20 protein-coding genes are annotated in these 21,947 nt (G+C 60.9%); 5 read left to right on the top strand and 15 right to left on the bottom strand.

Annotated features, from left to right (window positions below):
- Window positions 1-29 precede the first annotated feature (29 nt).
- Window positions 30-1,283, top strand: coding sequence for an amidohydrolase (locus tag VLL26_RS04920; RefSeq protein ID WP_342319993.1), 1,254 nt, complete (start codon window positions 30-32; stop codon window positions 1,281-1,283).
- An 84-nt stretch (window positions 1,284-1,367) separates the two neighbouring features.
- Window positions 1,368-3,764, top strand: a complete 2,397-nt coding sequence (locus VLL26_RS04925; RefSeq protein ID WP_342319994.1) for a glycogen/starch/alpha-glucan phosphorylase — start codon at window positions 1,368-1,370, stop codon at window positions 3,762-3,764.
- Window positions 3,765-4,157: 393 nt separating this feature from the next.
- Here the strand turns inward: VLL26_RS04925 and pyk are convergent, their stop codons facing one another.
- The 13 genes from pyk to hisD form a co-directional block, all read right to left on the bottom strand.
- A complete protein-coding gene (pyk, locus tag VLL26_RS04930; protein WP_342319995.1) occupies window positions 4,158-5,582 on the bottom strand; it encodes a pyruvate kinase in 1,425 nt (474 codons plus the stop codon).
- A 66-nt stretch (window positions 5,583-5,648) separates the two neighbouring features.
- Entirely contained in the window at window positions 5,649-6,593 is a 945-nt protein-coding gene (gene lgt, locus VLL26_RS04935) for a prolipoprotein diacylglyceryl transferase (RefSeq protein ID WP_342319996.1), read from the bottom strand.
- A 38-nt stretch (window positions 6,594-6,631) separates the two neighbouring features.
- Window positions 6,632-7,459: an indole-3-glycerol phosphate synthase TrpC gene (locus VLL26_RS04940; RefSeq protein WP_342319997.1), complete on the bottom strand. Its 828-nt coding sequence runs from the start codon at window positions 7,457-7,459 to the stop codon at window positions 6,632-6,634.
- A gap of 93 nt (window positions 7,460-7,552) precedes the next feature.
- A complete protein-coding gene (locus VLL26_RS04945; protein ID WP_342319998.1) occupies window positions 7,553-8,263 on the bottom strand; it encodes a TIGR02234 family membrane protein in 711 nt (236 codons plus the stop codon).
- Window positions 8,256-8,627, bottom strand: coding sequence for a phosphoribosyl-AMP cyclohydrolase (hisI, locus tag VLL26_RS04950; protein ID WP_342319999.1), 372 nt, complete (start codon window positions 8,625-8,627; stop codon window positions 8,256-8,258). The genes VLL26_RS04945 and hisI overlap by 8 nt, the downstream gene beginning before the upstream one ends.
- On the bottom strand, window positions 8,624-9,397 hold the full coding sequence (hisF, locus tag VLL26_RS04955; protein WP_342320000.1) for an imidazole glycerol phosphate synthase subunit HisF: 774 nt from the start codon (window positions 9,395-9,397) through the stop codon (window positions 8,624-8,626). The genes hisI and hisF overlap by 4 nt, the downstream gene beginning before the upstream one ends.
- A complete protein-coding gene (locus VLL26_RS04960) occupies window positions 9,394-10,218 on the bottom strand; it encodes an inositol monophosphatase family protein (protein ID WP_342320001.1) in 825 nt (274 codons plus the stop codon). Before VLL26_RS04960 ends, hisF begins: the two co-directional genes overlap by 4 nt.
- Before the next feature lie 16 nt (window positions 10,219-10,234).
- The gene (priA, locus tag VLL26_RS04965) at window positions 10,235-10,969 is read right to left on the bottom strand and encodes a bifunctional 1-(5-phosphoribosyl)-5-((5-phosphoribosylamino)methylideneamino)imidazole-4-carboxamide isomerase/phosphoribosylanthranilate isomerase PriA (protein ID WP_342320002.1); all 735 of its coding nucleotides are present in this window, start codon (window positions 10,967-10,969) and stop codon (window positions 10,235-10,237) included.
- Between the two features lie 14 nt (window positions 10,970-10,983).
- Window positions 10,984-11,634, bottom strand: a complete 651-nt coding sequence (gene hisH, locus VLL26_RS04970; protein ID WP_342320003.1) for an imidazole glycerol phosphate synthase subunit HisH — start codon at window positions 11,632-11,634, stop codon at window positions 10,984-10,986.
- A gap of 282 nt (window positions 11,635-11,916) precedes the next feature.
- Window positions 11,917-13,221, bottom strand: a complete 1,305-nt coding sequence (locus VLL26_RS04975) for an MFS transporter (protein WP_342320154.1) — start codon at window positions 13,219-13,221, stop codon at window positions 11,917-11,919.
- 63 nt (window positions 13,222-13,284) lie between these two features.
- A complete protein-coding gene (hisB, locus tag VLL26_RS04980) occupies window positions 13,285-13,908 on the bottom strand; it encodes an imidazoleglycerol-phosphate dehydratase HisB (protein ID WP_342320004.1) in 624 nt (207 codons plus the stop codon).
- A complete protein-coding gene (locus VLL26_RS04985; RefSeq protein ID WP_425292302.1) occupies window positions 13,895-15,013 on the bottom strand; it encodes a histidinol-phosphate transaminase in 1,119 nt (372 codons plus the stop codon). The genes hisB and VLL26_RS04985 overlap by 14 nt, the downstream gene beginning before the upstream one ends.
- Window positions 15,014-15,022: 9 nt before the next feature.
- Window positions 15,023-16,345: a histidinol dehydrogenase gene (gene hisD, locus VLL26_RS04990; protein WP_342320155.1), complete on the bottom strand. Its 1,323-nt coding sequence runs from the start codon at window positions 16,343-16,345 to the stop codon at window positions 15,023-15,025.
- 222 nt (window positions 16,346-16,567) lie between these two features.
- Between hisD and VLL26_RS04995 the strand changes: the two genes are divergently transcribed.
- Window positions 16,568-17,626, top strand: a complete 1,059-nt coding sequence (locus tag VLL26_RS04995; RefSeq protein WP_342320006.1) for a YbjN domain-containing protein — start codon at window positions 16,568-16,570, stop codon at window positions 17,624-17,626.
- Window positions 17,627-17,629: 3 nt separating this feature from the next.
- Here VLL26_RS04995 and VLL26_RS05000 read toward each other — a convergent pair whose 3' ends face one another.
- Both VLL26_RS05000 and VLL26_RS05005 read right to left on the bottom strand, forming a co-directional pair.
- Window positions 17,630-18,187 (bottom strand): hypothetical protein, encoded by a 558-nt coding sequence (locus VLL26_RS05000; protein WP_342320007.1) that lies wholly within the window; start codon window positions 18,185-18,187, stop codon window positions 17,630-17,632.
- Window positions 18,188-18,274: 87 nt separating this feature from the next.
- On the bottom strand, window positions 18,275-18,949 hold the full coding sequence (locus VLL26_RS05005; RefSeq protein WP_342320008.1) for a hypothetical protein: 675 nt from the start codon (window positions 18,947-18,949) through the stop codon (window positions 18,275-18,277).
- A 190-nt stretch (window positions 18,950-19,139) separates the two neighbouring features.
- On the opposite strand from VLL26_RS05005, the gene VLL26_RS05010 reads away from it, so the two are divergent.
- Together VLL26_RS05010 and glgX are read left to right on the top strand one after the other, a co-directional pair.
- Window positions 19,140-19,700 carry a TetR family transcriptional regulator gene (locus VLL26_RS05010; protein WP_342320009.1) on the top strand — a complete coding sequence of 187 codons (561 nt, stop codon included), beginning with the start codon at window positions 19,140-19,142 and terminating at the stop codon, window positions 19,698-19,700.
- Between the two features lie 53 nt (window positions 19,701-19,753).
- Window positions 19,754-21,931, top strand: coding sequence for a glycogen debranching protein GlgX (gene glgX / locus VLL26_RS05015; protein ID WP_342320010.1), 2,178 nt, complete (start codon window positions 19,754-19,756; stop codon window positions 21,929-21,931).
- Window positions 21,932-21,947 lie beyond the last annotated feature (16 nt).

Consider the following 21,947-nt stretch of genomic DNA (forward strand, 5'->3'; position numbering starts at 1 on the left):
AGACACATACAAGGAGTTTGGACCACACAATGAGCGACTATTCCGCCCTGCTGCAGCGCTATGAGATCGACCCCGTCTGGCAGCGTCGCCTCTACGAAATCCTGCACGCCAACCCTGAGCTGTCGATGCAGGAAACGGAGACGCACCGCCGCATCCTCACTGAGCTGAAGCGCTTCGACTGCGAAGTTATCGCCCCGATCGGCGAGTACGGCATCGTGGCGGTGTTTCGCAACGGCACCGGCCCCACGGTGCTCTACCGGGCCGATTTCGATGGCCTGCCCGTCACCGAGGAAACCGGCGTTTCCTACGCCTCCCACAAAGTAGTCATGGGCGAAGACGGCAAGCCGGTCGGCACAATGCACGCTTGCGGCCATGACATCCACACCTCCGCCCTCCTCGGCCTGTGCGACTTCATGGATCACACGCGCGACGCCTGGTCCGGCACGTTTGTGGCCCTGTTTCAGCCCGGCGAAGAAATTGGTGCTGGCGCAGACGCCATGGTCGCCGATGATCTGGTCGGGCGGGTGCCACGCCCAGACGTGTGCTTCGGCATGCACGTCATGCCCGGTCGCGCCGGCCAAGTGATGAGTAAGGCCGGCCCCCAATTCGCCGCCTGCGACTCCATCCGAGTGCGCATCCCGGGCCGCAGCGCGCACGGCTCAATGCCGCACAACGCCATCGACCCCACTTTCACCGCCGCGATGATCATTACCCGCATGCAGGGCATCGTCGGGCGCGAAGTCGACCCGAACGACTTCGCGGTAGTCACGGTGGCACAAATGAGCGCCGGCTCGACCAACAACATCATCCCCGGCGAAGCCCACCTGACGCTGAACTGCCGCTTCTACAACGACAAAACTAAGGCGAAGGTTTACGCCTCAATCGAACGTGTCGTCCACGCTGAAGTGCTCGCCTCCGGCATCACCGACAAACCCACCATTGAGTACTTCGCCCACGGTGAGTTGCTCACCAACGACGCCATCGTTTACCACAAAGTGCGCCCGAATTTCGACGCGGTTTTTGGCACCAATTCTGTCAACGCCCCCCGCAAGACTGTCTCGGAGGATTTCCCGAACATTCCGCTGGCTTTCGGCGTGCCCTACTTTTTCTGGCTCATCGGCTGCACCCCGCAACAACAATGGGACGCCGCTGTGCGCGCAGATCGAGTCAATGAGGACATCCCCGTCAACCACATGTCGACGTTTTTGCCGGACTACGAGCCGACCATCGACGCCGCCAACCGCGCCGCTATCACCGCGGTGATGACCTACTTGGCAACGTAGCCGCGCGCGCACCCACAGGTTGTGGGTACTCTCGGTACACGTTGAGTCTCCCCCTTCCCCACAGCGACACTGCGAGGTATATACATGAGCGCGCCGAGAAACACTTTGGAGTTTGCCACCACCGTCAACGGACACGTCCGCGGATTTTCCGGTGCAAAACCGGAAAACTCGACAACGAAGAAATTTTGGACAGGCATGTCCGCGGCGGTCGTCGAGCAGCTCGCCGACGATTGGGATGCCACCAAGAAGGCCTATGCAAAAACCCGCCAACAGGCTTATTTCTCGGCCGAGTTCCTTCAGGGCCGCGCCCTGTTGAACAATTTGACCAATCTCGGTCTTGTCCGTGAAGCGGAAGAAGCCGCCCGCAATTCCGGCCATGAGCTCTCCGACATCCTCGACGCGGAACACGACGCTGCCCTTGGCAACGGCGGACTTGGTCGCCTCGCGGCGTGCTTTCTCGATTCCGCGGTAACCCAGGACTTCCCCGTCACCGGCTACGGCTTGCTCTACCGCTACGGCCTATTTCGCCAGGAGTTCGTCAACGGTTTCCAAAAAGAACACCCCGACGCCTGGAAAGAGTCCTTCTACCCCTTTATCGTGCGTCGCGGCACCCAGCAGCGCGTGGTGCGCTTCGACGATGTGAGCGTTCGCGCGGTGCCCTACGACATGCCGATCACCGGCTACGGCACCCGCAATGTGGGCACGCTGCGCCTGTGGGACGCAAAACCGATGGATGAGTTCGACTACGACGCTTTTAACCACCAGCGCTTCACCGAGGCCATTTTGGAGCGGGAGGCTGTTCACGACCTGACCCGCGTGCTTTACCCGAACGATTCCTCCTATGCCGGCAAGATGCTGCGCGTGCGCCAGCAATACTTCTTCGTCTCGGCTTCCTTACAGGAAATGATTGACAACTACCTCGCCCACCACGGCGAGGATCTGAAGAACTTCCACGAGTTCAACTCGGTGCAGCTCAATGACACTCACCCGGTGTTAGGCATCCCCGAACTTATGCGCCTGCTGATGGACGAGCACGGTTTGGGCTGGGATGAGGCTTGGGAAGTAACCACCAACACCTTCGCCTACACCAACCACACCGTTTTGCAGGAAGCTTTGGAGACGTGGGACGAGTCGATTTTCAAGCAGTTGTTCTGGCGCATCTGGGAGATCATCGTCGAGATTGATCGCCGCTACCGGCTGGACATGGAGCAGCGCCGGATCGGCCCGGAGACTGCCCACTACTATTCGCCCGTCCACGACGGCAAGGTCCACATGGCGTGGATTGCAGCTTATGCCTCCTACTCCATCAATGGTGTGGCGGCGCTGCACACGGAGATTATCAAACGCGACACCCTCGGGTTTTGGCACAGCCTGTACCCGGAGAAGTTCAACAATAAAACCAACGGGGTCACGCCGCGTCGCTGGCTGCGCATGTGCAACCCGAAGTTGTCGGAGTTGTTGGATCGCCTGACCGGTTCCGATTCTTGGGTGACGAATCTCGATGAGTTAAGGAAGCTGCGCCCACTGGCCGAAGATGACGCGGTGATGAACGAGTTGCGTTCGATTAAGGCAGCAAACAAGGCGGATTTCGCCAAGTGGATCAAGGACTACCAGGGCGATGAGGTAGATACCGATTCCATCTTTGACACTCAGATCAAACGCCTGCACGAGTACAAGCGTCAGTTGATGAACGCTCTTTACATTTTGGATTTGTACTTCCGCATCACTGCCGACGGTCAGCGCGATATTGCGAAGCGCACCTTCATCTTTGGTGCGAAGGCGGCCCCTGGCTACACGCGCGCGAAAGGCATTATCAAGCTGATCAACGCGATCGCTGAGTTGGTCAACAACGACCCGGAGGCCTCGAAGTACCTGCATGTGGTGTTCGTGGAGAACTACAATGTTTCGCCGGCGGAGCAGATTATCCCCGCCACGGATGTTTCGGAGCAGATCTCCACGGCCGGTAAGGAGGCCTCGGGCACGTCGAACATGAAATTCATGATGAACGGTGCCCTGACTTTGGGCACGATGGACGGTGCGAACGTCGAAATCGTTGAGGCGGTCGGTGAGGACAACGCCTTCATCTTCGGTGCGCGCGAAGATGAGCTGGCTCACCTGCGGGCGAGTTACAACCCTCGCGAGCCTTACGAGCGGGTTCCGGGCCTCAAGCGCGTGATTGACGCGCTTGTCGACGGCACCCTCAACGATTCCGGCTCCGGTGCCTTCGCCGACATCCGCACCTCGCTTCTCGACGGCGCCGGCAGCGACGCCCCGGACGTCTACTATGTCCTCGGCGACTACGCAGATTACCGCGACACCCGCGACCGCATGGCCGCTGTCTACGTCGAAGATCCACTCGCTTGGGCCCGGATGTGCTGGATCAACATTTGCGAGTCGGGCCGATTCTCCTCCGACCGCACCATCCGCGACTACGCCACCGAGGTGTGGAAGATCGAAGCAACCCCGATCGAGAAAGCTTAGGTTGACTGCCGGATAAAAGCGCAGCGAGTCTCTCGCGGCCTCGTCGAGGCGGTGTGCGCGCGACCTTCCCGGCGGCGTGATCCTCAGGCCGCCGTCGCAAGGTAATTGAGCGCGAACTCCTGGTGTCACCGAAAGATACGATGAGAGCTCTCGCGAGCACCACCGGCAAAACTATGTCGCTTCTCGACGCCCCCAGCGAGCCCACTTTCCGCATCAGCCTTCATGCACATGATCTGCGTTGGGACATCCGCAAAGCCCCTTAGCCACCCGCGACGACCAAGCTGAGGTTGGGCCTGGTCGACTCCCCCCTCGCTGCCTCGCCCCACTGCCCGGATGCGCCAACCTGGGCCGCGCGGTGGTGGGGCAACTTTTAATTAACCAACCACGTTTCCCCTAACGCGGGTTGCGCGTATCCTCACCGAGCTGGTGAACCTGAATCGTATTCGTCGTGCCGGGCACCCCCGGCGGGGTCCCGGAAACGATGACTACTGTGTCCGCGGGGCTGTAAGCATCCAACTTCAGCAGGTACTCATCAACGATGCTCACCATCTCATCGCTGGTACGTACCTCCGGGCACAAAAAGGTCTCCGCACCCCATGTCATGGCTAGCTGCGAGCGCACCTGCTGCACCGGAGTAAACACCAGAATCGGCTGCTCCGGGTGCAGGCGGGCAACCCGGCGAGCAGTGTCACCGGAGGTGGTGAACGTGACAATTGCACGTGCGTTGAGACGCTTCGCGATCTCCTTGGCAGAATAAGAAATCATGCCTCGTTTGGTGCGTGGAACATGGTTGAGCGGGGGCACGTTGCCTGATGTTTCTGCGACGCGCACGATACGTGCCATGGTGCGCACCACGTTGTGCGGATCCATACCGACAGAAGTTTCGCCGGAAAGCATGACCGCATCCGCGCCGTCGAGCACCGCATTGGCCACATCGGAGGCCTCCGCACGGGTAGGGCGGGAGTTGTTAATCATCGAATCAAGCATCTGAGTTGCCACGATGACAGGCTTCGCATTTTCACGGGCAATCTGAATCACCCGCTTTTGCACAAGCGGGACCTGCTCAAGTGGAATCTCCACACCCAGATCGCCGCGCGCCACCATAACAGCGTCGAAAGCCAAAATGATGGACTCGAGGGCGTCTACAGCCTCCGGTTTCTCCAATTTAGCGATCACCGGCACGCGCCTTCCGACCTCGTCCATGATCTCGTGAACCAAATCGACATCCGAGGGGGAGCGCACAAAAGACAAAGCAATAACATCCACGCCGAGCTTCAAAGCGAAGCGCAAGTCCTCTTTGTCCTTTTCCGACAGCGCCGGCACGGAGATATTCATGCCGGGCAAAGAAACCCCCTTGTTATTGGACACCGGCCCGCCCTCAGTGACCTTCGCCACCACGTCGTTGCCTTCGACGGCGGTGACGGTCAGCGCGACCTTTCCGTCGTCGACAAGCAGGCGATCTCCGCGCTTAGCGTCTTTCGCTAGCTCCTTGTAGGTGGTCGAGACTCTATCGTGCGTCCCCTCGATATCCTCGGTGGTGATGCGCACTTCCTCACCAGTTTCCCAGCGAGTTTCATTGTCCTTGAAACGGCCCAGACGAATCTTCGGACCCTGCAGGTCAGCGAGCACACCGACTGCCTTACCCGTCTTATCAGTGGCTTCCCGCACCCAACGGTAGTTGCGCTCATGATCGGAGTGCTCACCGTGCGAAAAGTTCAGGCGGGCCACGTCCATACCGTCGCGGACCAGACCAATGATGGCCTCCTCGCTGGCAACGGCGGGCCCGAGAGTACACACGATCTTCGTTCTTCTATCCACGTAATTACCACCCTAGCTATCTGATTGGCACGAAACGACGGGGCTGGGATCTTTGGTCTCTTGCGGTCACGTTCTACTGTTGCCACCGTACTCGCCACGCGGCTTTCCCGCCGTGCGAGCGGGCGCTTCGGCTGACGCTGTGTCGGCGTTGAAGTGCGGATCGACCTCGAATCGAGTCTCGCGTCCGCGCCGGAGCCGGAAGAAAACGATGGTCGCGGCGATAAACAAAATGCTGCTGACCCACGTGTTCACCCGCAACCCAAAGATGAGGTTTGCCTCATCAGCACGCATCAGTTCCACACCGAAGCGACCCAGCGTGTAACCCGCCACATACAGGGCAAAGACACGTCCGTGTCCGAGCACCGCCTTGCGGTCTACCCACATGAGCAACGCAAAAACCAGGACGTTCCAGATCAGTTCGTAGAGAAAGGTCGGGTGGACACTGGCGATAATCTCGCCGGTGGAATGCCCGGTCAACGGGGCATAGTTTCCCATCTCGTCGACGCGGTAGTAAATGTCTAACGCCCACGGCACATCGGTAGGTCGGCCGTAGAGCTCCTGATTAAACCAGTTCCCCAACCGGCCAATGCCCTGGGCGAGCACGATGCCAGGGGCGGCGGCATCAGCAAAGGGCGCAAGCGGCAATCCCTTGTGTCGCAGCAGCATCCACACCGCCACCGAGCCAAGCGCCACCGCTCCCCAAATACCAAGGCCACCGCCGGTGATGTTGAAAGCGGCCCAGGGGTTTTTGCCGGCGCCGAAGTACTTGTCGTAATCCGTGATCACGTGGTAAAGCCGCCCACCGACGATGCCAGCGGGAATGGCCACGATCGCCGCATCCCACACCACATCCGGGTTGCCGCCGCGTGCGGTGTAGCGCCTGATGGTTAACCACAGCGCGACGACGATGCCGGTAATGATGCACAGCGCGTAGGCGCGGATCGGCACGGGTCCGATGTACCACACACCCTGCGGCGGGGACGGAATGTTGGCCAAGATAGTAGTTTCCACGCCCAACAGTGTGCCCTACGGTGCAGCCGCGGGAAAGATCAATCCCGGGAAGGGCAGGCTGGGTGCTGGCCGGCGGCAACTAAGCGCCGCGTGGCAGAGAGGATGTCCTCGCTGCTCATCACGGCTTCCGCGGCGAGCACGGCGTCGGCGCCGGATGAGGCAGCGTCGATCAGATCGCGGGCGTTGCGCACACCCCCGAGGCTGATCTTGAGTGTTTCGGTCGGAAGGCCGGGAACAATGCTGTGGAAGGCGTTACGGTTTAAAGCGTTAGTGTCGAAGGACCACGAGTTCACCGCGACGATTTTCGCCCCGGCCCGCAACGCGCGGTCCGCTTCTTCCGGGGTGCGAACCTCCGCCATGACAGCCATGCCGAGGCTCTCGGCGCGGTCCAGCAACGCTTCGAAGCGTGCCTGCTCCAAGATGCCAAGCTGCAAAGGGATCATGTCAGCGCCGAAACAACGAGCCTCATGAATCTGGTAAGGGTCGACGATGACGTCACGACACACCATGGGTAGGTTCACCGCCGCGCGTGCCGCCGCCATGTCCTTCAACGAACCGCCGAAACGGACCCGCTCCGTCTGACAGGCGATGAGGTGGGCGCCGCCTTCTTCGATGGCGCGGGCGACATCTTCGACACTCAAACCGGAGGCGGAAAACGGCGCGGTCGGCCCATGAACTGGGGATGTGCGCTTAATTTCGACGATGATGCCGCAGCCTGAACGCAACAGGGCACCACAGGCGTCGCGCGTGGGTTCCATGTCCCGGGAACGCGCCTTGACATCCTGGAAGGACAATTGCGCCTCGCGCTTTTCAACATCGCGCAAGACACTTGCAACAATGCTGTTGACTGGCTTGGCAGTCGTCATCGCCGCCCTCCCATTAGAGGCCAAGAATCTGTCTACACCCAGGGTATCTGCAGTTCAGTTGCGTACGAAATTACCCCCTGGGCAACCAGGCGGCTACAGGCTTGTCCCCCTTTGCTCACCGCCGGTATCGGTCGGGTCAATATCAGCGTCGAGGGCGTCCCACATAACCCGGCCCGAATCCGGGCTTGACGCGAGGTCACCCGCGATTTTCTCCCGACGTACCGCCTCAGTTTCATACTTGTTCAGCGCCGCCGAGTCCAACCCCGGACGAAGGGCAACACACACCCCTCCGACCGCAGCGAGGACGAACCCGCCCAAGGTGAGAACCGGGTAGGGCGAGTTCAGGGAAACATCCGTGATCTCCGCCCAGCTTGCGATCGCGTCCGCACGCGGCCCTGAGGCCGATTGCATGTCCTCGTAGCCCGCGGTGAGGATCGCATGAACGCGAGCGAAGTCAGGTTCTGTGATCAACAGTTTCAGCGGGGACAGTGCCGCCGCAGCGGAGGCCACAGCGGCGATCACGCCGACGATGCGCCGACCCAGGCGCCGCAAGGACAGCGCCGCGACGGCCGCGGCGAGAAGCAGAAGCGACACGGCAGCCGATTCCGTCGACCAGTCTGCGCCAGCGAGCACGGTTTGGCCGCTGCCAGCTCGGTCATCGAAATAAAGCACCGTCATCCAGCTCGCCCGGGAAAAACCGGCAACTACCAGTCCTCCTAGTGCCATCAGCAGCGCGCCGAGGCGGGCGGCGCGTTTGCTGCTTTTAACGTCTGCCTCCGTCACCTCGTGTGCGGGTTTAGGCATTGGCCGTGCCTCCGAGGAGTTGATCGCTGTCGAAGCAGGTGTGGTCGCCCGTATGGCAGGCTGCTCCTTGTTGGCGCACAGTGTAGAGCACGGTGTCTCCGTCGCAGTCAAGACGAACCGAGGTGACCTCCTGGGTGTGCCCGCTGGTTTGACCCTTAATCCAATACTCATTGCGTGAACGGGAGAAATAGGTGCCCTGCCGGGTGGCCAGAGTGTGGGCGAGTGCATGGTCGTCGACCCACGCCATCATCAGCACGTCCCCGGTGCCTTCCTCCTGCACGATCGCGGGAATTAAACCCGCGTCGTTGCGCTTCAAACGGGCGGCAATCCCGGCGTCAAGGTCGAAGTCAGCCGGGTTAGTCACCGGACTACCTTCCCCGCCGCACGCAGGGCATCTTTGACCTCGTTGATGGACACTTCCTTGAAGTGGAAGATCGAGGCGGCGAGCACAGCATCCGCCCCGGCGGCAACCGCCGGGGGGAAATGTTCTGCCGCACCAGCGCCACCGGAGGCGATAACGGGAATGGACACCGCTGCGCGCACCGCGCGCACAAGGTCGAGGTCGAAGCCTGCCTTTGTGCCGTCGCCGTCCATGGAGTTGAGCAAAATTTCCCCGACTCCAAGGTCTTCACCTGTGCGGGCCCATTCGACGGCGTCAATGCCGGCGGAGCGGGTTCCGCCGTGGGTGGTGACCTCGAAGCCTGAAGGTTGCGGCTGGCCGCCTTCGGGCACGCGGCGCGCATCGACAGACAGCACGATGCACTGCGCCCCGAACTGCTCCGAGAGTTTGCGTAGAAGCTTCGGGTCTGCGATCGCCGCGGTGTTGACGCTGACTTTGTCGGCGCCGGCTCGCAAAAGCTCGCGCACATCGTCGGCGGTGCGCACTCCTCCGCCGACAGTGAGAGGAATGAACACTTCGTCGGCGGTGCGGCGCACCACATCTAGCATGGTGCCGCGGCCTTGTTTGGAGGCTGTGACATCCAGGAAAGTCAGTTCGTCGGCACCTTCGTCGTTGTAGCGCTTGGCCAATTCCACTGGGTCGCCGGCGTCACGGAGGTTTTCAAAGTTGACGCCTTTGACCACCCGACCATCGTCTACGTCCAGGCAGGGGATTATTCGGATCGCAACGCTCATCGCTGTGCACCGGGCCTTTCTGCATCGTTGCCGCCATTTTCAGATGCAGCCATCGTACGCAGTGCGATCTCGTGGGCTTGGCGGGTCCCCGCAACAGCACACTCGGCGCTGAGGGTCCAGGGGTTGCCGAGTTCATCGGTGACTTCCGCACCAGCGCAGCGCGCCAGCAGCACGCCGGCGCTGTTATCCCACAGGTGCGGGCTAAAGCTTATCGACGCACTGTAAATGCCCTGGGCCACGAAGGCGTAGTCCACTCCGACCGACCCGGAGATCCTGGTGCGCAGCGATGAGGCGGCAAGTTGGCTCATGATGTGCAGCCTTTTATTTGTCGGCCAGCCCTGCGAGTCTGGGGAACTGACCGAGCCCACCCCAACCTGCGCACCCAGGTCGCAACTGTGGCCCAATGGTGGCAAAGCCATGCCGTTGAGGTAGACGGGTCCGCCGTCGATGCCGGTCAGGCGCATATCCATCAGGGGAACATCGGTGACCGCCACGACCGGTTGGCCGTCCATGATCAAAGAAACCAAAATTGCGCAATTGGGGTTGCCGGAGGAATAGTTCGAGGTGCCATCGATCGGATCGACCACCCAGCATGCCTTTGGGTCGAGCCGTCCACCTTGCTCCTCGCCGTGGACGGGAAGTCCGGTGGCGGCAATGAGGCGTTCACGCAAAAGGGTTTCAATCGCCACATCAGCCTCGGTGGCGAAGTCACCATTTGATTTGAACAGGGCAGGTGCAGCCCCGAGGTGAGAGATAAATACCTCGCGGGCCTCGCCGACAATGTCCTCGGCAATTCTGAGGTAGTCCGCCAACGTCGTCATGGCACCTCCTGTGTCACTAACTACTTGTCCGTTGCAGCGCCTCCGCCAAAGTGAAGCGGTTTTCGTAGAGCGCTTTGCCAATGATTGCTGAATCGATGCCCTCGTCGAGGTAAGCGGCGAGCGCGGTGATGTCGTCTAACGTGGCGATGCCCCCGGAAGCTGTGACGAAAGCGTCCGTGGCGGCGGAGACTTCACGCAAAAAGTCAATGTTCGGCCCCGCCAGGGTGCCGTCGCGGCTGACGTCGGTGACGACGAAGCGGCGACAGCCAGCGGCATCGAAACGCTCAACGACCTCCCAAACGTCTCCGCCGTCCGATGTCCAGCCGTCTCCTTTGGTACGCCACTGACCCCCCTCCTTACGCACGGCGATGTCGATGGCGATTTTCTCGCCGTGGCGCTTGATGGCATCGCTGGTCCACTCGGGGTTTTTAAGCGCGGCCGTGCCGATGTTGACGCGCTGCGCGCCGGTGGCTAAGGCCCGCTCTAGCGAGGCGTCGTCGCGGATACCGCCGGTGAGCTCCACGTTGATGTCCAACGCGCGGGTAATTTCCGCCATCAGCTCGTGGTTGGAACCGCGGCCAAACGCCGCATCGAGGTCCACAAAGTGCAGCCAGGTCGCACCTTGTTCCTGCCACTTCAGCGCGGCTTCCAGCGGCGCACCGTAGTTCTTCTCGGTTCCCGCCTCACCTTGTTCCAGGCGCACTGCCTGGCCGTCGACAACATCTACCGCGGGAAGAAGTGTGAAATCCATAGCGGCTATCCTAGCTAAAGGGTTGCGCACCAGTTTTGCAGCAGCTTCAGTCCGGCCTCGCCGGACTTCTCCGGGTGGAACTGAGTGGCCCACAGGGGACCATTTTCCACTGCTGCAACGAAACGGCTGCGTCCATGAGTGGCCCAGGACACTTTCGGCGGGGCGATGAACTCGTCGGCGATCATCTCCCACTTCTGCACGCCGAAGGAGTGTACGAAGTAGAAGCGGGTGCGCGAGTCGAGCCCGGCGAAAAGCTCCGATTCCGGCGCCACGTCAACGGTGTTCCAACCCATGTGAGGCAAAATATCTGCCTCTAGCTTGTCGACGGTCCCCGGCCACTCGCCCATCCCCCGAGTGTCCACGCCGTGTTCTACTCCGCGGTCGAAAAGCACCTGCAGTCCCACGCAGATACCCAGCACAGGGCGCGACCCGGCGAGGCGCTGCCCGACGATGCGCGGGCCGTTGACCTCACGCAGACCACGCATGCAGGCGTCGAAGCTTCCTACGCCGGGCACCACCAAACCGTCCGCCTCGATGGCGACGGAGAAATCTTGGGTGACGGTGACCTGCGCTCCGACATGTTCTAGGGCGCGTTGGGCCGAGCGGATATTGCCCGCTCCGTAGTCCAAAAGAGCCACGTGGGGCTGGCGCTGAGTTGTGGTCATACCTGCAACTCTAGCGCTACTTCCCGGAGAAACTGTGCCCAATGCAGAAGCTGGGAAGTCACATCCCCCAGTTGCGGATAGAAGTTAGTTTGGGTGAATAACCGTGCGGGACTGCGTTTTTCCAGGTGCGGCTGGGCGTACGTGTTGGTGGGCGGGTGCACAACGCTGTTGGCAGTGTCCGGGTTTTCGGCGCGGAGGGGTTTGGTTGACTAGCAGTGTGCGAAACGCTCGGGTGCTGCCCTTGCGACGCCGACCCGCGCTGCGACCGCGCAAAGGTAAGGCCTAACGACCACCGCGTTTGTAAAACCGCGGCGCCTGCACGCTGCGCATCCTGTGGCGCAGGTTGTCCACCTCCACTACGCGGTAGCGGCCGAGTAGACGATCTGAGGCCGTGACCACCACACCCATAACAATCACCGAGCCGGCGATGGCATACATCTGCCCCATCGTCATGCTGACAAGTAGCGCACCATAGACCATCGAACCAATGCCTGTGCCGGAGTCGAAGGAGATGTTCCACAACGCGGACGCTTCGGAGACTTTCGACCGGGGAAGACGGTAGAACAGTTGGGTCAGCGCCTCGTTTTGCACCGCGCCGAAGCCCGCCCCATACAGCAAAGTTGCGGGAATGAGACACCACACTGGGGCTTTAGCAAACATGACGGCCGCGATGATTCCAACGCCGACAGCCGCGGTGATCTGAAAGGGAATCATCAACGTGCCGGGAACGCCGCGGCGATCTAACACAATGCCAGAGAAGTAGCGCGCCATCATCGCTGCCAGGTTGAGCAGGGACAGAAGTATCCCGGCGAACGCAGCGCTGGCGGTCGGGTCTAGTTCGCGCACACCGACAGGCAGGAAGTTAGCCACCGCACCGTAGGCGGTGGTGACGAACATCAGGGCGAGCATCGGCACCGAAACCAAACGCCACACCGGCACCCGCACCGCCGACAGTTCAACGTCTGCCTCATCGGGGCGTTGGATGACCGGAATTGACAGGCACACAACGAGGCCGATCGTCCCGATGGCGGTAGCGATGACAAAGACAGCGGAGTAACCCACCAGGTCGGACAACCATAGACCCATCGGTAAAAAAGCCATCTGGGCAGCTCCCACACAAGCACCGAAAATGCCTGTGGTGCGCCCCAACAAGCGCTTGGGCACCAGTTCCGCGATGATTGCAGCTTCCGCAACACTAAGCGCCCCGAAGCCAATGCCGCGGATAGCGCTTACTGTCAGCACAACCGAGGCATCTACACCGAGGAGCAACCCCAATGAGGGCGCACCGAGCAAAAGCGAAGACACCGCTATGACTGTGCGGTAGCCGAAGCGCCGCAGCAGTGCCGGTACAAACAGTTGGGTGATAACCGTGGTGAGCATAAAGATGCCGGTCGTCGCGCCGGCGAGAGTCTCAGACCCGCCAGCGTCGATCACCGCCGTCGGCACCACCGGCAAAAGCAGCGACCACGCACCGAAAGCTGCGGCAACGGCGATGAGCGTGGGGATAAGGCCGCGGGCGTTCCACGGGCTCGTCACAGCTTCAACTTCCGCTGGGGTCAGCACAGCCGTGCTGCCGGCACGAATCATCAAGGCATCATCTCTTTATTTCTTCTCGTCGGGATGCTTCCAGCCCCGAAAAAAGCCACTTCCTTACAGCGCGTCTTTAGTTGAAGGCACGCCGGTGAGCCGGGGGTCGAAGTCCACGGCCTCACGCAAAGCCCTCGCCACTGCTTTGAACTCGGCCTCCGTGATGTGGTGTGGGTCGCGCCCGTAACGCACGTTGAGGTGCAGCGTCAGCCGCGCGTTTAATGCCAAGGTTTCAAAGAAATGACGGTTGATCACCGTATCGTAGTGCCCGCCGATAATGTGGCTGAGCATGTGTTCGGGCTCCCCGTTCATCACAAAATAGGGACGGCCCGAAAAATCCGCAACCGCTTCGACGAGCGCTTCATCCATCGGCAGCAGGAAGGAACCAAAGCGGCGGATGCCACGCTTGTCGCCGATGGCGTCGGCAAGCGCCCAGCCCAAGGTGATCGCAGTATCTTCCACGGTGTGGTGCGCATCGATGTGGGTGTCGCCCGTGGCGTGGACCTTCAAATCAAAAGCTCCGTGGGTGCCGAAAGCGGTGAGCATGTGGTCAAAAAACGGCACGCCGGTGTCGATGTCGGTAGAACCACTGCCATCGAGGGAGATGGAAACGGCGATGTCGGATTCAGAGGTGGTGCGCGTCGCCGCGCCCACCCGGGCGGTCTTTTTCTTCTTAGGCTGTGCCATAGCGAATTTCCTTTGCTGCCTCGAGGAAGGCATCATTTTCATGATCGAGTCCGACGGTTACCCGCAGGTAAGCCGGTACACCAACGTCGCGGATCAAAACGCCGCGGTCTAAAAAAGCCTGCCAGGTGGCGTGGGAATTATCGAAGTGGCCGAAGAACAAAAAATTCGACTCGCTAGCAACCACCTCGAAACCAAGGCCCAGCAGTGCCTCGCGAACGCGCTCGCGCTCACGCGCCAGCTTATCTACATTCGCTAACGTCTCATCCGCGTGCCGCAGCGCCACCCGCGCCGCCGCCTGCGTCAGCACGGAGAGGTGATATGGCAGGCGAACAAGCATGACCGCCTCAATAAACGCTGGGGCGGCAACGAAATAGCCCAGCCGACCTCCCGCGAAGTCGAAAGCTTTCGACATCGTGCGCGAGACAACCAACTTGTCCGGGTAGCGCCCGATGAGATGCGCCGCAGAAGGCGAGGCTGAAAACTCCGCGTAAGCCTCATCCACAATCACGATGCCGGGTGCGGCCTGGATTAATTCCTCGACTGCTTCCAGGGGGGTGACATCCCCAGTCGGGTTGTTCGGGGTGGTGATGAATATGACGTCCGGGCGGTGCTGCTCAACCTGCGCCAAGGCCGATCCAAGGTCAATGCGGAAGTCCTCGCCGCGCGGCACGGCGATAAATTCGGTTTGGGTACCCGCCGCAAGGATCGGGTGCATGGAGTAGCTGGGAGTAAATCCCATCGCGGTGCGCCCCGGCCCGCCGAAGGCCTGCAGAAGCTGTTGGAGGATTTCGTTGGAGCCGTTGGCCGCCCACACATTGTCCTGGCTCACCGCCACCCCGGTCTGTCGGGAAACGTAGGCAGCCAACTCGCGGCGCAGATCGACCGCGTCGCGATCCGGGTAGCGGTTCAAGCTTTTCCCTAGGCGCGCGGTTTCGGCCACCAAGTCGTCGATCAGCGCCTGCGAGGGCGGATACGGGTTCTCGTTGGTGTTTAACGCCACCGGCACGTCGAGCTGGGGCGCACCGTAGGCGGACCGGCCTTTGAGCTCAAGGCGCAACGGCAGCTCATCGACGGTGGTGTTCGCGGCGGCGGTACCTGCCGACAGTTCCCTCATCTAGCTCTCCTTGTCCACGTTGAGGTTGCGCACCGTAATCGCCTCGCCGTGCGCCGGTAGCTGCTCCGCGACCGACAGAGCAACAATGTGCTTGCCGACGCCTTCCAGAGCCTGACGGTTGTAATTAATCATGTTTACCTGGCGCAAAAATGTATGGGTTCCCAGACCCGAGGTGAAGCGGGCCGTGCCAGAAGTGGGCAAAACGTGGTTGGACCCGGCAAGGTAGTCACCCAGAGGCACCGGCGAATACGGGCCGATGAAAATCGCCCCAGCGTTGGTGATCCGGCCCGCGACGCTTTCGGCGTTAGCAGTGTGGATCTCCAGATGCTCAGCAGCATAAGCGTTGGTTACGGCGATGGCGGCAGCGAGGTCATCAACAAGCACAATGCCAGACTGCGCACCGCCAAGCGCAGAAATAGCGCGTTCGGAGTTGAGAGTTTCGGCCGCCAAGCGATCCACCTCGGCCGCGACAGCCCGCGCGAGTTTCTCACTGGGCGTGATCAACACTGAAGCAGCCTGCTCGTCGTGCTCAGCCTGGGAGATCAAGTCGGCTGCAACGAAGGTTGGGTCAGCGGTGTCATCAGCTAACACTGCAATTTCACTGGGCCCCGCCTCCGCATCGATGCCAACAACACCATTGACCACACGCTTGGCTGCGGCGACGAAAATGTTTCCGGGGCCGGTGACTTTATCCACAGGCTCAAGGCCGTGGTTGTCATCACCATAAGCCATCAAAGCCACCGCCTGCGCACCACCAACCGCCCAAATTTCCGTAATGCCAAGAAGCGCACAAGCCGCGAGCGTGGTCGGGTGCGGCCAACCACCGAACTCCACCTGCGGCGGAGAACACACAACCATCGACTCCACGCCCGCCTCCTGAGCGGGAATAGCGTTCATCAACACACTGGAAGGGTAAACAGCTTTGCCGCCGGGAACGTACAGGCCAACTCGTCGCACAGGAAGGAAAACTTCCGTGACCTCAGCACCCGGCGCTAACGTGGTGGTGTGCGGGCGTGGTAACTGGTCGGCGTGCACCGCGCGGATCCGACGAATCGCCTCCTCAAGCCCATCGCGCACCTGCGGGTCAAGCTGCGCAGCGGCACGGGAAATGACCTCGGCAGGGACACGTACCGCGCTCGGTCGGACTTGGTCGAAAGTCTCCCCGAACTCCAGTGCGGCCTCCACCCCACGGGAACGAACCTCCTCAATGAGCGGGGTGACCGTCGGAAGCACCGCGGTGACATCGGTGCCGCCACGCGGCAAAACCCGGCGCAGCTTCGCCGCTGTGGGAGTGTGCCCGCGCAGGTCGGTCACATTAAGCAGATCGTGCATCGTGTTTCCTCTCGACGGGTCAAGTCTGTGGTGCTCCCGGTTCATTGTAGAGTTCAGCGTCTAAGCAGGGCTGATCAGGTCGGCGCGGCACTGCAGAAACGCACACCTTTACTGCCTCGCCTGGCTTTGCCTAAGCTCATATCACAGGAGTGCCGCACAGCGGCGCACCCCTTATTTGCAGCGATTCCGGGAAGGAGCGGGAAGAAGACTTCCATGGGCAAACACAGAGCCGACAGCTACCTTTCTCAAGTTGGACAGGCCCCGGCCGAAATCACCAACGGGCGCATCTGCGACGCCCTCGACTCACTCGGCTTCAGTGTCTTAGAGCGATTCGACCGCATTGTTGTGCCCCACCCCGCCTACATAGCCACTGTGTGGGTGAGCTACGAAAAGCCACTTATGCTCGTCGTTGACTGCACCGAACGCATCCCCATTGATTTCGGCCACAGCGCCGACCTCGCCCGTTTCCTCAACTCGTGGAACCACGATAGGGTCGGGCCAACCGCCTCCTTATGCCTCAACGACGCTGGCGACATCAACGTGCGGTTGCGCGCCGGGGTGTGTATTCGGCACGGTCTGACAGATGAGCAGCTTCTCGAGGAGCTTTGCGACGCCTTCGAGCACATGTCGGCCTTTAGCACCCAGCTTCGTATTCGCTTCTTGCCGGTCGAGTTCGACGTGCCGCTTGCCCCAACCCTCCTGCGTGCCCAAGACATGGAGGCTTTGTTGGGCCGGCATCCCTCCTCCCGGCACCTGCCGCGCGACGGCGAACACGAAGTGTCCTTCGTCCCCGAAATGTACGCCGGGCACACCCCCTGCGCCGATGAACGAGAAACGTACACCCAAACGGTGGGCATGGCACAGCTTGAAGACGTCTTCGAAGTTCTCGACTTTACCTATGCTTTGACCCCGGAAGACGTTTTAGTTACCGGCGTTAACGGGGTCGCCTTCGCCGTGTGCATTGACGACGTAGACTACGCGCGGATTACCGGCATGTGGGACGCGGGAGAAAAGGCGGACTTTCTTGCCCTGTGGCTGATGTGCAACTCAATCAACGAAAAATCGGAGGGAGTGTGCGCATACATTCAGGAAAGCGCAACTAGCCTGCACGTCCACGTGGAGACAACCAGCCTGATCACCCAAGGCTTGTCCGTCAATCAGCTAAACAACTTCGTCGTCACTTCGCTCGTGTCGATTCTTAGCTCCATCGACGCCGTCAGCGCCCAATGCAACGGCAGCTCCGCTGTGCGTTGGCCCGGCTCGGATGCCTAAAGGCTAGCGTTCGCGCTGTTCGGGCTCGGGACTGGCAAAGGCCAACAGCCAATAAGTAACCACGGACATGTAAGGCCCCACCAGCCACACCACCCCAGGTTGAAGCGCTGGAACAATGCGGAGGCGGCTGCCGTCGACCAAACCTTCGTGCCCAGGCTTGTCCGAGACAAAACCAGTAGACCACATGCCGAAGGTGTAGATGGCGAAAGCGCCAGCGAAAGAGGTCACAACAACCCACAGCAGCACAAAGGCAGTGGCACGGCCGTTGTTGAAGGCAAACGCGATGAGCGCCAAAAGGACGCCGAGCAAGCTGGTCAAAACGGCGAACCAGCCGTAAGAGTCGAACTCCACGTTGACCGGCGACGCCGCAAGGTTGACCACCAACTGCCCATCTTCCACGACGACGTCGTAGCCGGGCCGCAGAACTCCCCACACTGCACCCACGAGGCTGCCCAAACCTAAAGCGACGACGAGAAGGCCAGCGGCCCGTCCCACACCTGAAGTGCGCGCAGCCCTAGTGGGGGGTTGGGGCTGCGAGTGGGCCGTCGTCAAGCTACTCATAGCGCTCTACGCTAGCGCGCGACGGACACCGGAGTTAAATCGAGTCAGAACAAATCAATTCAACTCTCAGCGCCCCCGCCCACCGTGTTACTTGCAGATCTTCCAGCGGCCGTCTTCGCGTTCAAAAATCTGCGTCAAAGTATCGGAGCCGTATTCATTCGTGGAGGTCACGGAGGCGGAGGCACGGTTGCCGTCGACGCGAACATCATCGACAGCAATTTCGGATCTGGGCAGCGTGATCGCCTGACCATTCGCCTCATGTGTCCGTGCAGTTTGCTCGAGCTGCTCAAGGGTCAAACCGCTGCGGGCCATTTCCTCGCGCACGGGGTCACCGATTTTGCTGCAGGAGTTTTCCAAAAGCACGCGGGTCCACTGGTCGTAGCTAGGAGGATTCATGGCGTTGTAGACGGTCTGCCGAATCTCCTCACGGTCCGCGTCGCTGGCCGGGCTGCCACCCTGAAGCGGTTCATGGTTAGGCACGGTCATGTTTTCGGCGAAGGGGTTGGTCAACGTCTGGGCTGCGCCGGATCCGCCTTGTTCACCCGACTCAGCCTCTTTGTCATTGTCGCCATCCTTGTCCGCGCCGTTTTTATTCTCCTCGCCGACGGAGTTGACCTCGCTTGCCTCGGCTGCGCCGGAGGCTCTCGCGGCTGTGGACAGTGCACCGGAAGTTCCTTCCTCGTCTGAGCCGCAAGCGGCAAGTCCGAGCGACAGCACTGTTACAGTCGACAGCGCCACAATGGTGCGGGCAGGGATCAACACGTTTCTTCTCCTCTGTGTGGACGTTCGTGGACGACTCCACCGGTTAGCTTCCGCTAGTTAACAGCGCTAATCTGCCCTGGCCGTTATGCGGCACTAGGAAAGGGCTGAGCACTTACTGTGAGGCAGTCTAGAGCATGGGTCCAAATCCCCAACGTCGGTCCCACCGAAATGCGGGCTACAGTCGAATCCCATGCAGCTATCACGCGACGCGATTAGCACCGTTGCCCTCAAGCTTCTCAACAGCTATGGGCTTGCCGACGTCTCCATGCGCCGCATTGCCACCACTCTCGGAGTCGCCCCCGGCGCCCTGTATTGGCATATTAAAAACAAACAGGAACTCATCTCCGATCTCGCCTTGCACATCATCGCCCCAGTTTCCGCCAACCCCCCATCCACCCCCGAGCAGGCCTGCGCCTCCTTGCGCGCCGCGATGCTCAACCACCGCGACGGCGCCGAGGTGGTGCTCACGGCAATTAGCCAGCCGGACTCTGTGGCGGCAGAACAACTTTTCTCCGTGATGCATCAGGCGCTTGACGCAGCTCAGGGCGAGGGGGCTTCGACACATGAAAAAACCGCTGCGGCGGAAGGCTTAATCTATCTCACCCTCGGGGCGGCCTACGCACACCAATCCGCTTTGCAGCTGGAAGCCGCCACCGGCGAGGCACCAAAGCCTTCGCTAACTCGCCCCGGCAGCGCCGAAGGCGTCGAACGCGCCGTGGGCTTTTTGCTCAAGGGCCTCGGCAGCGAGTGACGCCGACATGCGAACCCCGGTAAAACACCCGCAGTCCTATACGATTAGCGCACATGACTGATGTTTCTACGACACCGGCGGCGACCTTTGATGTCTGGCCCGGTTCGGCCTACCCACTTGGGTCCACCTACGACGGAGCTGGCACCAACTTCGCCGTGTTTTCCTCTGTGGCTCAGAAGGTGGAACTGTGCTTGATCGACGCCGACAACACCGAAACCCGCATCGAGCTGCAAGAAGTAGACAACTTCGTGTGGCACGCCTACATTCCCGGTGTCAACCCCGGCCAGCGCTACGGCTACCGCGTCCATGGGCCTTGGGACCCGCACAACGGCAAACGCTGCGATGCCTCCAAGCTGCTCGTCGACCCCTACGCCCGCGCCTTCGACGGAGAGTTCGACCAGCACAGTTCCCTTTTCTCCTACGACATCACCTCCGACAACCCCGGCTCAGGCCGCAATGAGGAGGACTCGCTCGGCCACACCATGCTTTCGGTGGTAATTAACCCCTTCTTCGACTGGGGCAACGACCGTCGGCCGAACATCCCGGACGAGGAAACCATCATTTACGAGTGTCACGTTAAAGGAATGACGCAGACCCATCCCGACGTGCCGGAGAACCTGCGCGGCACGTACGCTGGCATGGCGCACCCGGCCATCATTGACTACCTCACCGACCTCGGGGTAACCACCGTCGAGCTGCTGCCGGTCCACCAATTTTTGCAGGATGATCGCCTCCGCGACCTCGGCCTGCGCAATTACTGGGGCTACAACACCTTCGGGTTTTTTGCGCCCGAGAACCATTACGCCTCAACCCGCAACCCGGGCGACGCCGTCGCCGAGTTCAAAGGCATGGTGCGCTCACTGCACGAAGCTGGCATCGAAGTGATCCTCGACGTGGTTTATAACCACACCGCAGAAGGAAACCACATGGGCCCCACCATTGCTTTCCGCGGCATCGACAACGAGGCCTACTACCGCCTCGTGGAGGATGACAAGTTCCACTACATGGACTACACCGGCACCGGAAACTCCCTCAACGTGCGCGATCCTCATTCGCTGCAGCTCATTATGGATTCGCTGCGTTATTGGGTGACTGAAATGCACGTCGACGGCTTCCGCTTCGACTTAGCCTCCACCCTGGCGCGCGAGTTTTCCGACGTCGACCGCCTCGCCACGTTTTTCGACCTCTGCCAGCAAGACCCAGTAGTCTCCCAGGTCAAGCTCATCGCGGAGCCTTGGGATGTCGGCGAAGGCGGCTACCAGGTGGGCAACTTCCCACCACTGTGGAGCGAGTGGAACGGCAAGTACCGCGACACCGTGCGCGATTTCTGGCGCGGCGAACCCGCCACCCTCGGAGAATTTGCCTCCCGCATCACTGGCTCCTCCGACCTGTACCAGCACAACGGCCGCCGCCCGACCGCCTCGATCAACTTCATCACTGCCCACGACGGTTTCACCCTCAACGACTTGGTTTCCTATAACGAAAAGCACAACGAGGCCAACGGCGAGGACAACCGCGACGGCGAAAGCCATAACCGTTCGTGGAACTGCGGTGAGGAAGGCCCAAGCGACAACGCGGAAATCAACCAGTTGCGCGCCCAGCAGCGCCGCAACTTCCTGACCACTCTACTTTTGTCCCAAGGCACCCCAATGATCTCCCACGGCGATGAGTTCGCCCGCACCCAGGAAGGCAATAACAACGTCTACTGCCAAGACAATGAACTTGCCTGGATGGACTGGTCCCACCTGGAATCCTTCGGTGACCTGCATGCTTTCACCCGGCGCTTGATCGGCATTCGCCGAAGCCACCCGGTGTTTCGCCGCCGACGCTTCTTGGCCGGAGGTGCCCTCGGCGCTGACGACGCTGTGCATGAAATCGCGTGGTTGACACCGGACGGCACCCGGATGACCCAGCAGGACTGGGACTTCGCCTTCGGCAAAGCGCTGATGGCTTACCTCAACGGTGACGCTATTTCCGAGCCGGGCCGGCGCGGCCAACGTGTGGAGGACGATTCTTTCATGTTGCTGTTTAACGCGCACTTCGAAGACATCGACTTCACGCTGCCGGACGAGGAGATGAGCGCGCTTTGGGAGGTGCTCATCGACACAACGGAGGCACTGGGTTATCCGGCTGAGCCTGTCAAGATTTCTGCGGGCGATTCGATGCGTGTTCCGGCGCGCTCGACGATCGTGCTCAAACAGATCGACGGCGAGGACGACGGCACCGAGTAGGCGGCGCTTGGGGCGC

The sequence above is a fragment of the Corynebacterium sp. BD556 genome (assembly GCF_038452275.1).
Taxonomy (GTDB): Bacteria; Actinomycetota; Actinomycetes; order Mycobacteriales; family Mycobacteriaceae; genus Corynebacterium; species Corynebacterium mayonis.

Bases quoted from the DNA above. Each gene is read 5' to 3' on its own strand.
- VLL26_RS04920 (WP_342319993.1), top strand. From the start codon at position 30: ATGAGCGACTATTCCGCCCTGCTGCAGCGCTATGAGATCGACCCCGTC.
- VLL26_RS04925 (WP_342319994.1), top strand. From the start codon at position 1,368: ATGAGCGCGCCGAGAAACACTTTGGAGTTTGCCACCACCGTCAACGGA.
- VLL26_RS04940 (WP_342319997.1), bottom strand. From the start codon at position 7,459: ATGACGACTGCCAAGCCAGTCAACAGCATTGTTGCAAGTGTCTTGCGC.
- VLL26_RS04945 (WP_342319998.1), bottom strand. From the start codon at position 8,263: ATGCCTAAACCCGCACACGAGGTGACGGAGGCAGACGTTAAAAGCAGC.
- hisF (WP_342320000.1), bottom strand. From the start codon at position 9,397: ATGAGCGTTGCGATCCGAATAATCCCCTGCCTGGACGTAGACGATGGT.
- VLL26_RS04960 (WP_342320001.1), bottom strand. From the start codon at position 10,218: ATGACGACGTTGGCGGACTACCTCAGAATTGCCGAGGACATTGTCGGC.
- priA (WP_342320002.1), bottom strand. From the start codon at position 10,969: ATGGATTTCACACTTCTTCCCGCGGTAGATGTTGTCGACGGCCAGGCA.
- hisH (WP_342320003.1), bottom strand. From the start codon at position 11,634: ATGACCACAACTCAGCGCCAGCCCCACGTGGCTCTTTTGGACTACGGA.
- VLL26_RS04975 (WP_342320154.1), bottom strand. From the start codon at position 13,221: ATGATTCGTGCCGGCAGCACGGCTGTGCTGACCCCAGCGGAAGTTGAA.
- hisB (WP_342320004.1), bottom strand. From the start codon at position 13,908: ATGGCACAGCCTAAGAAGAAAAAGACCGCCCGGGTGGGCGCGGCGACG.
- VLL26_RS04995 (WP_342320006.1), top strand. From the start codon at position 16,568: ATGGGCAAACACAGAGCCGACAGCTACCTTTCTCAAGTTGGACAGGCC.
- VLL26_RS05000 (WP_342320007.1), bottom strand. From the start codon at position 18,187: ATGAGTAGCTTGACGACGGCCCACTCGCAGCCCCAACCCCCCACTAGG.
- VLL26_RS05010 (WP_342320009.1), top strand. From the start codon at position 19,140: ATGCAGCTATCACGCGACGCGATTAGCACCGTTGCCCTCAAGCTTCTC.
- glgX (WP_342320010.1), top strand. From the start codon at position 19,754: ATGACTGATGTTTCTACGACACCGGCGGCGACCTTTGATGTCTGGCCC.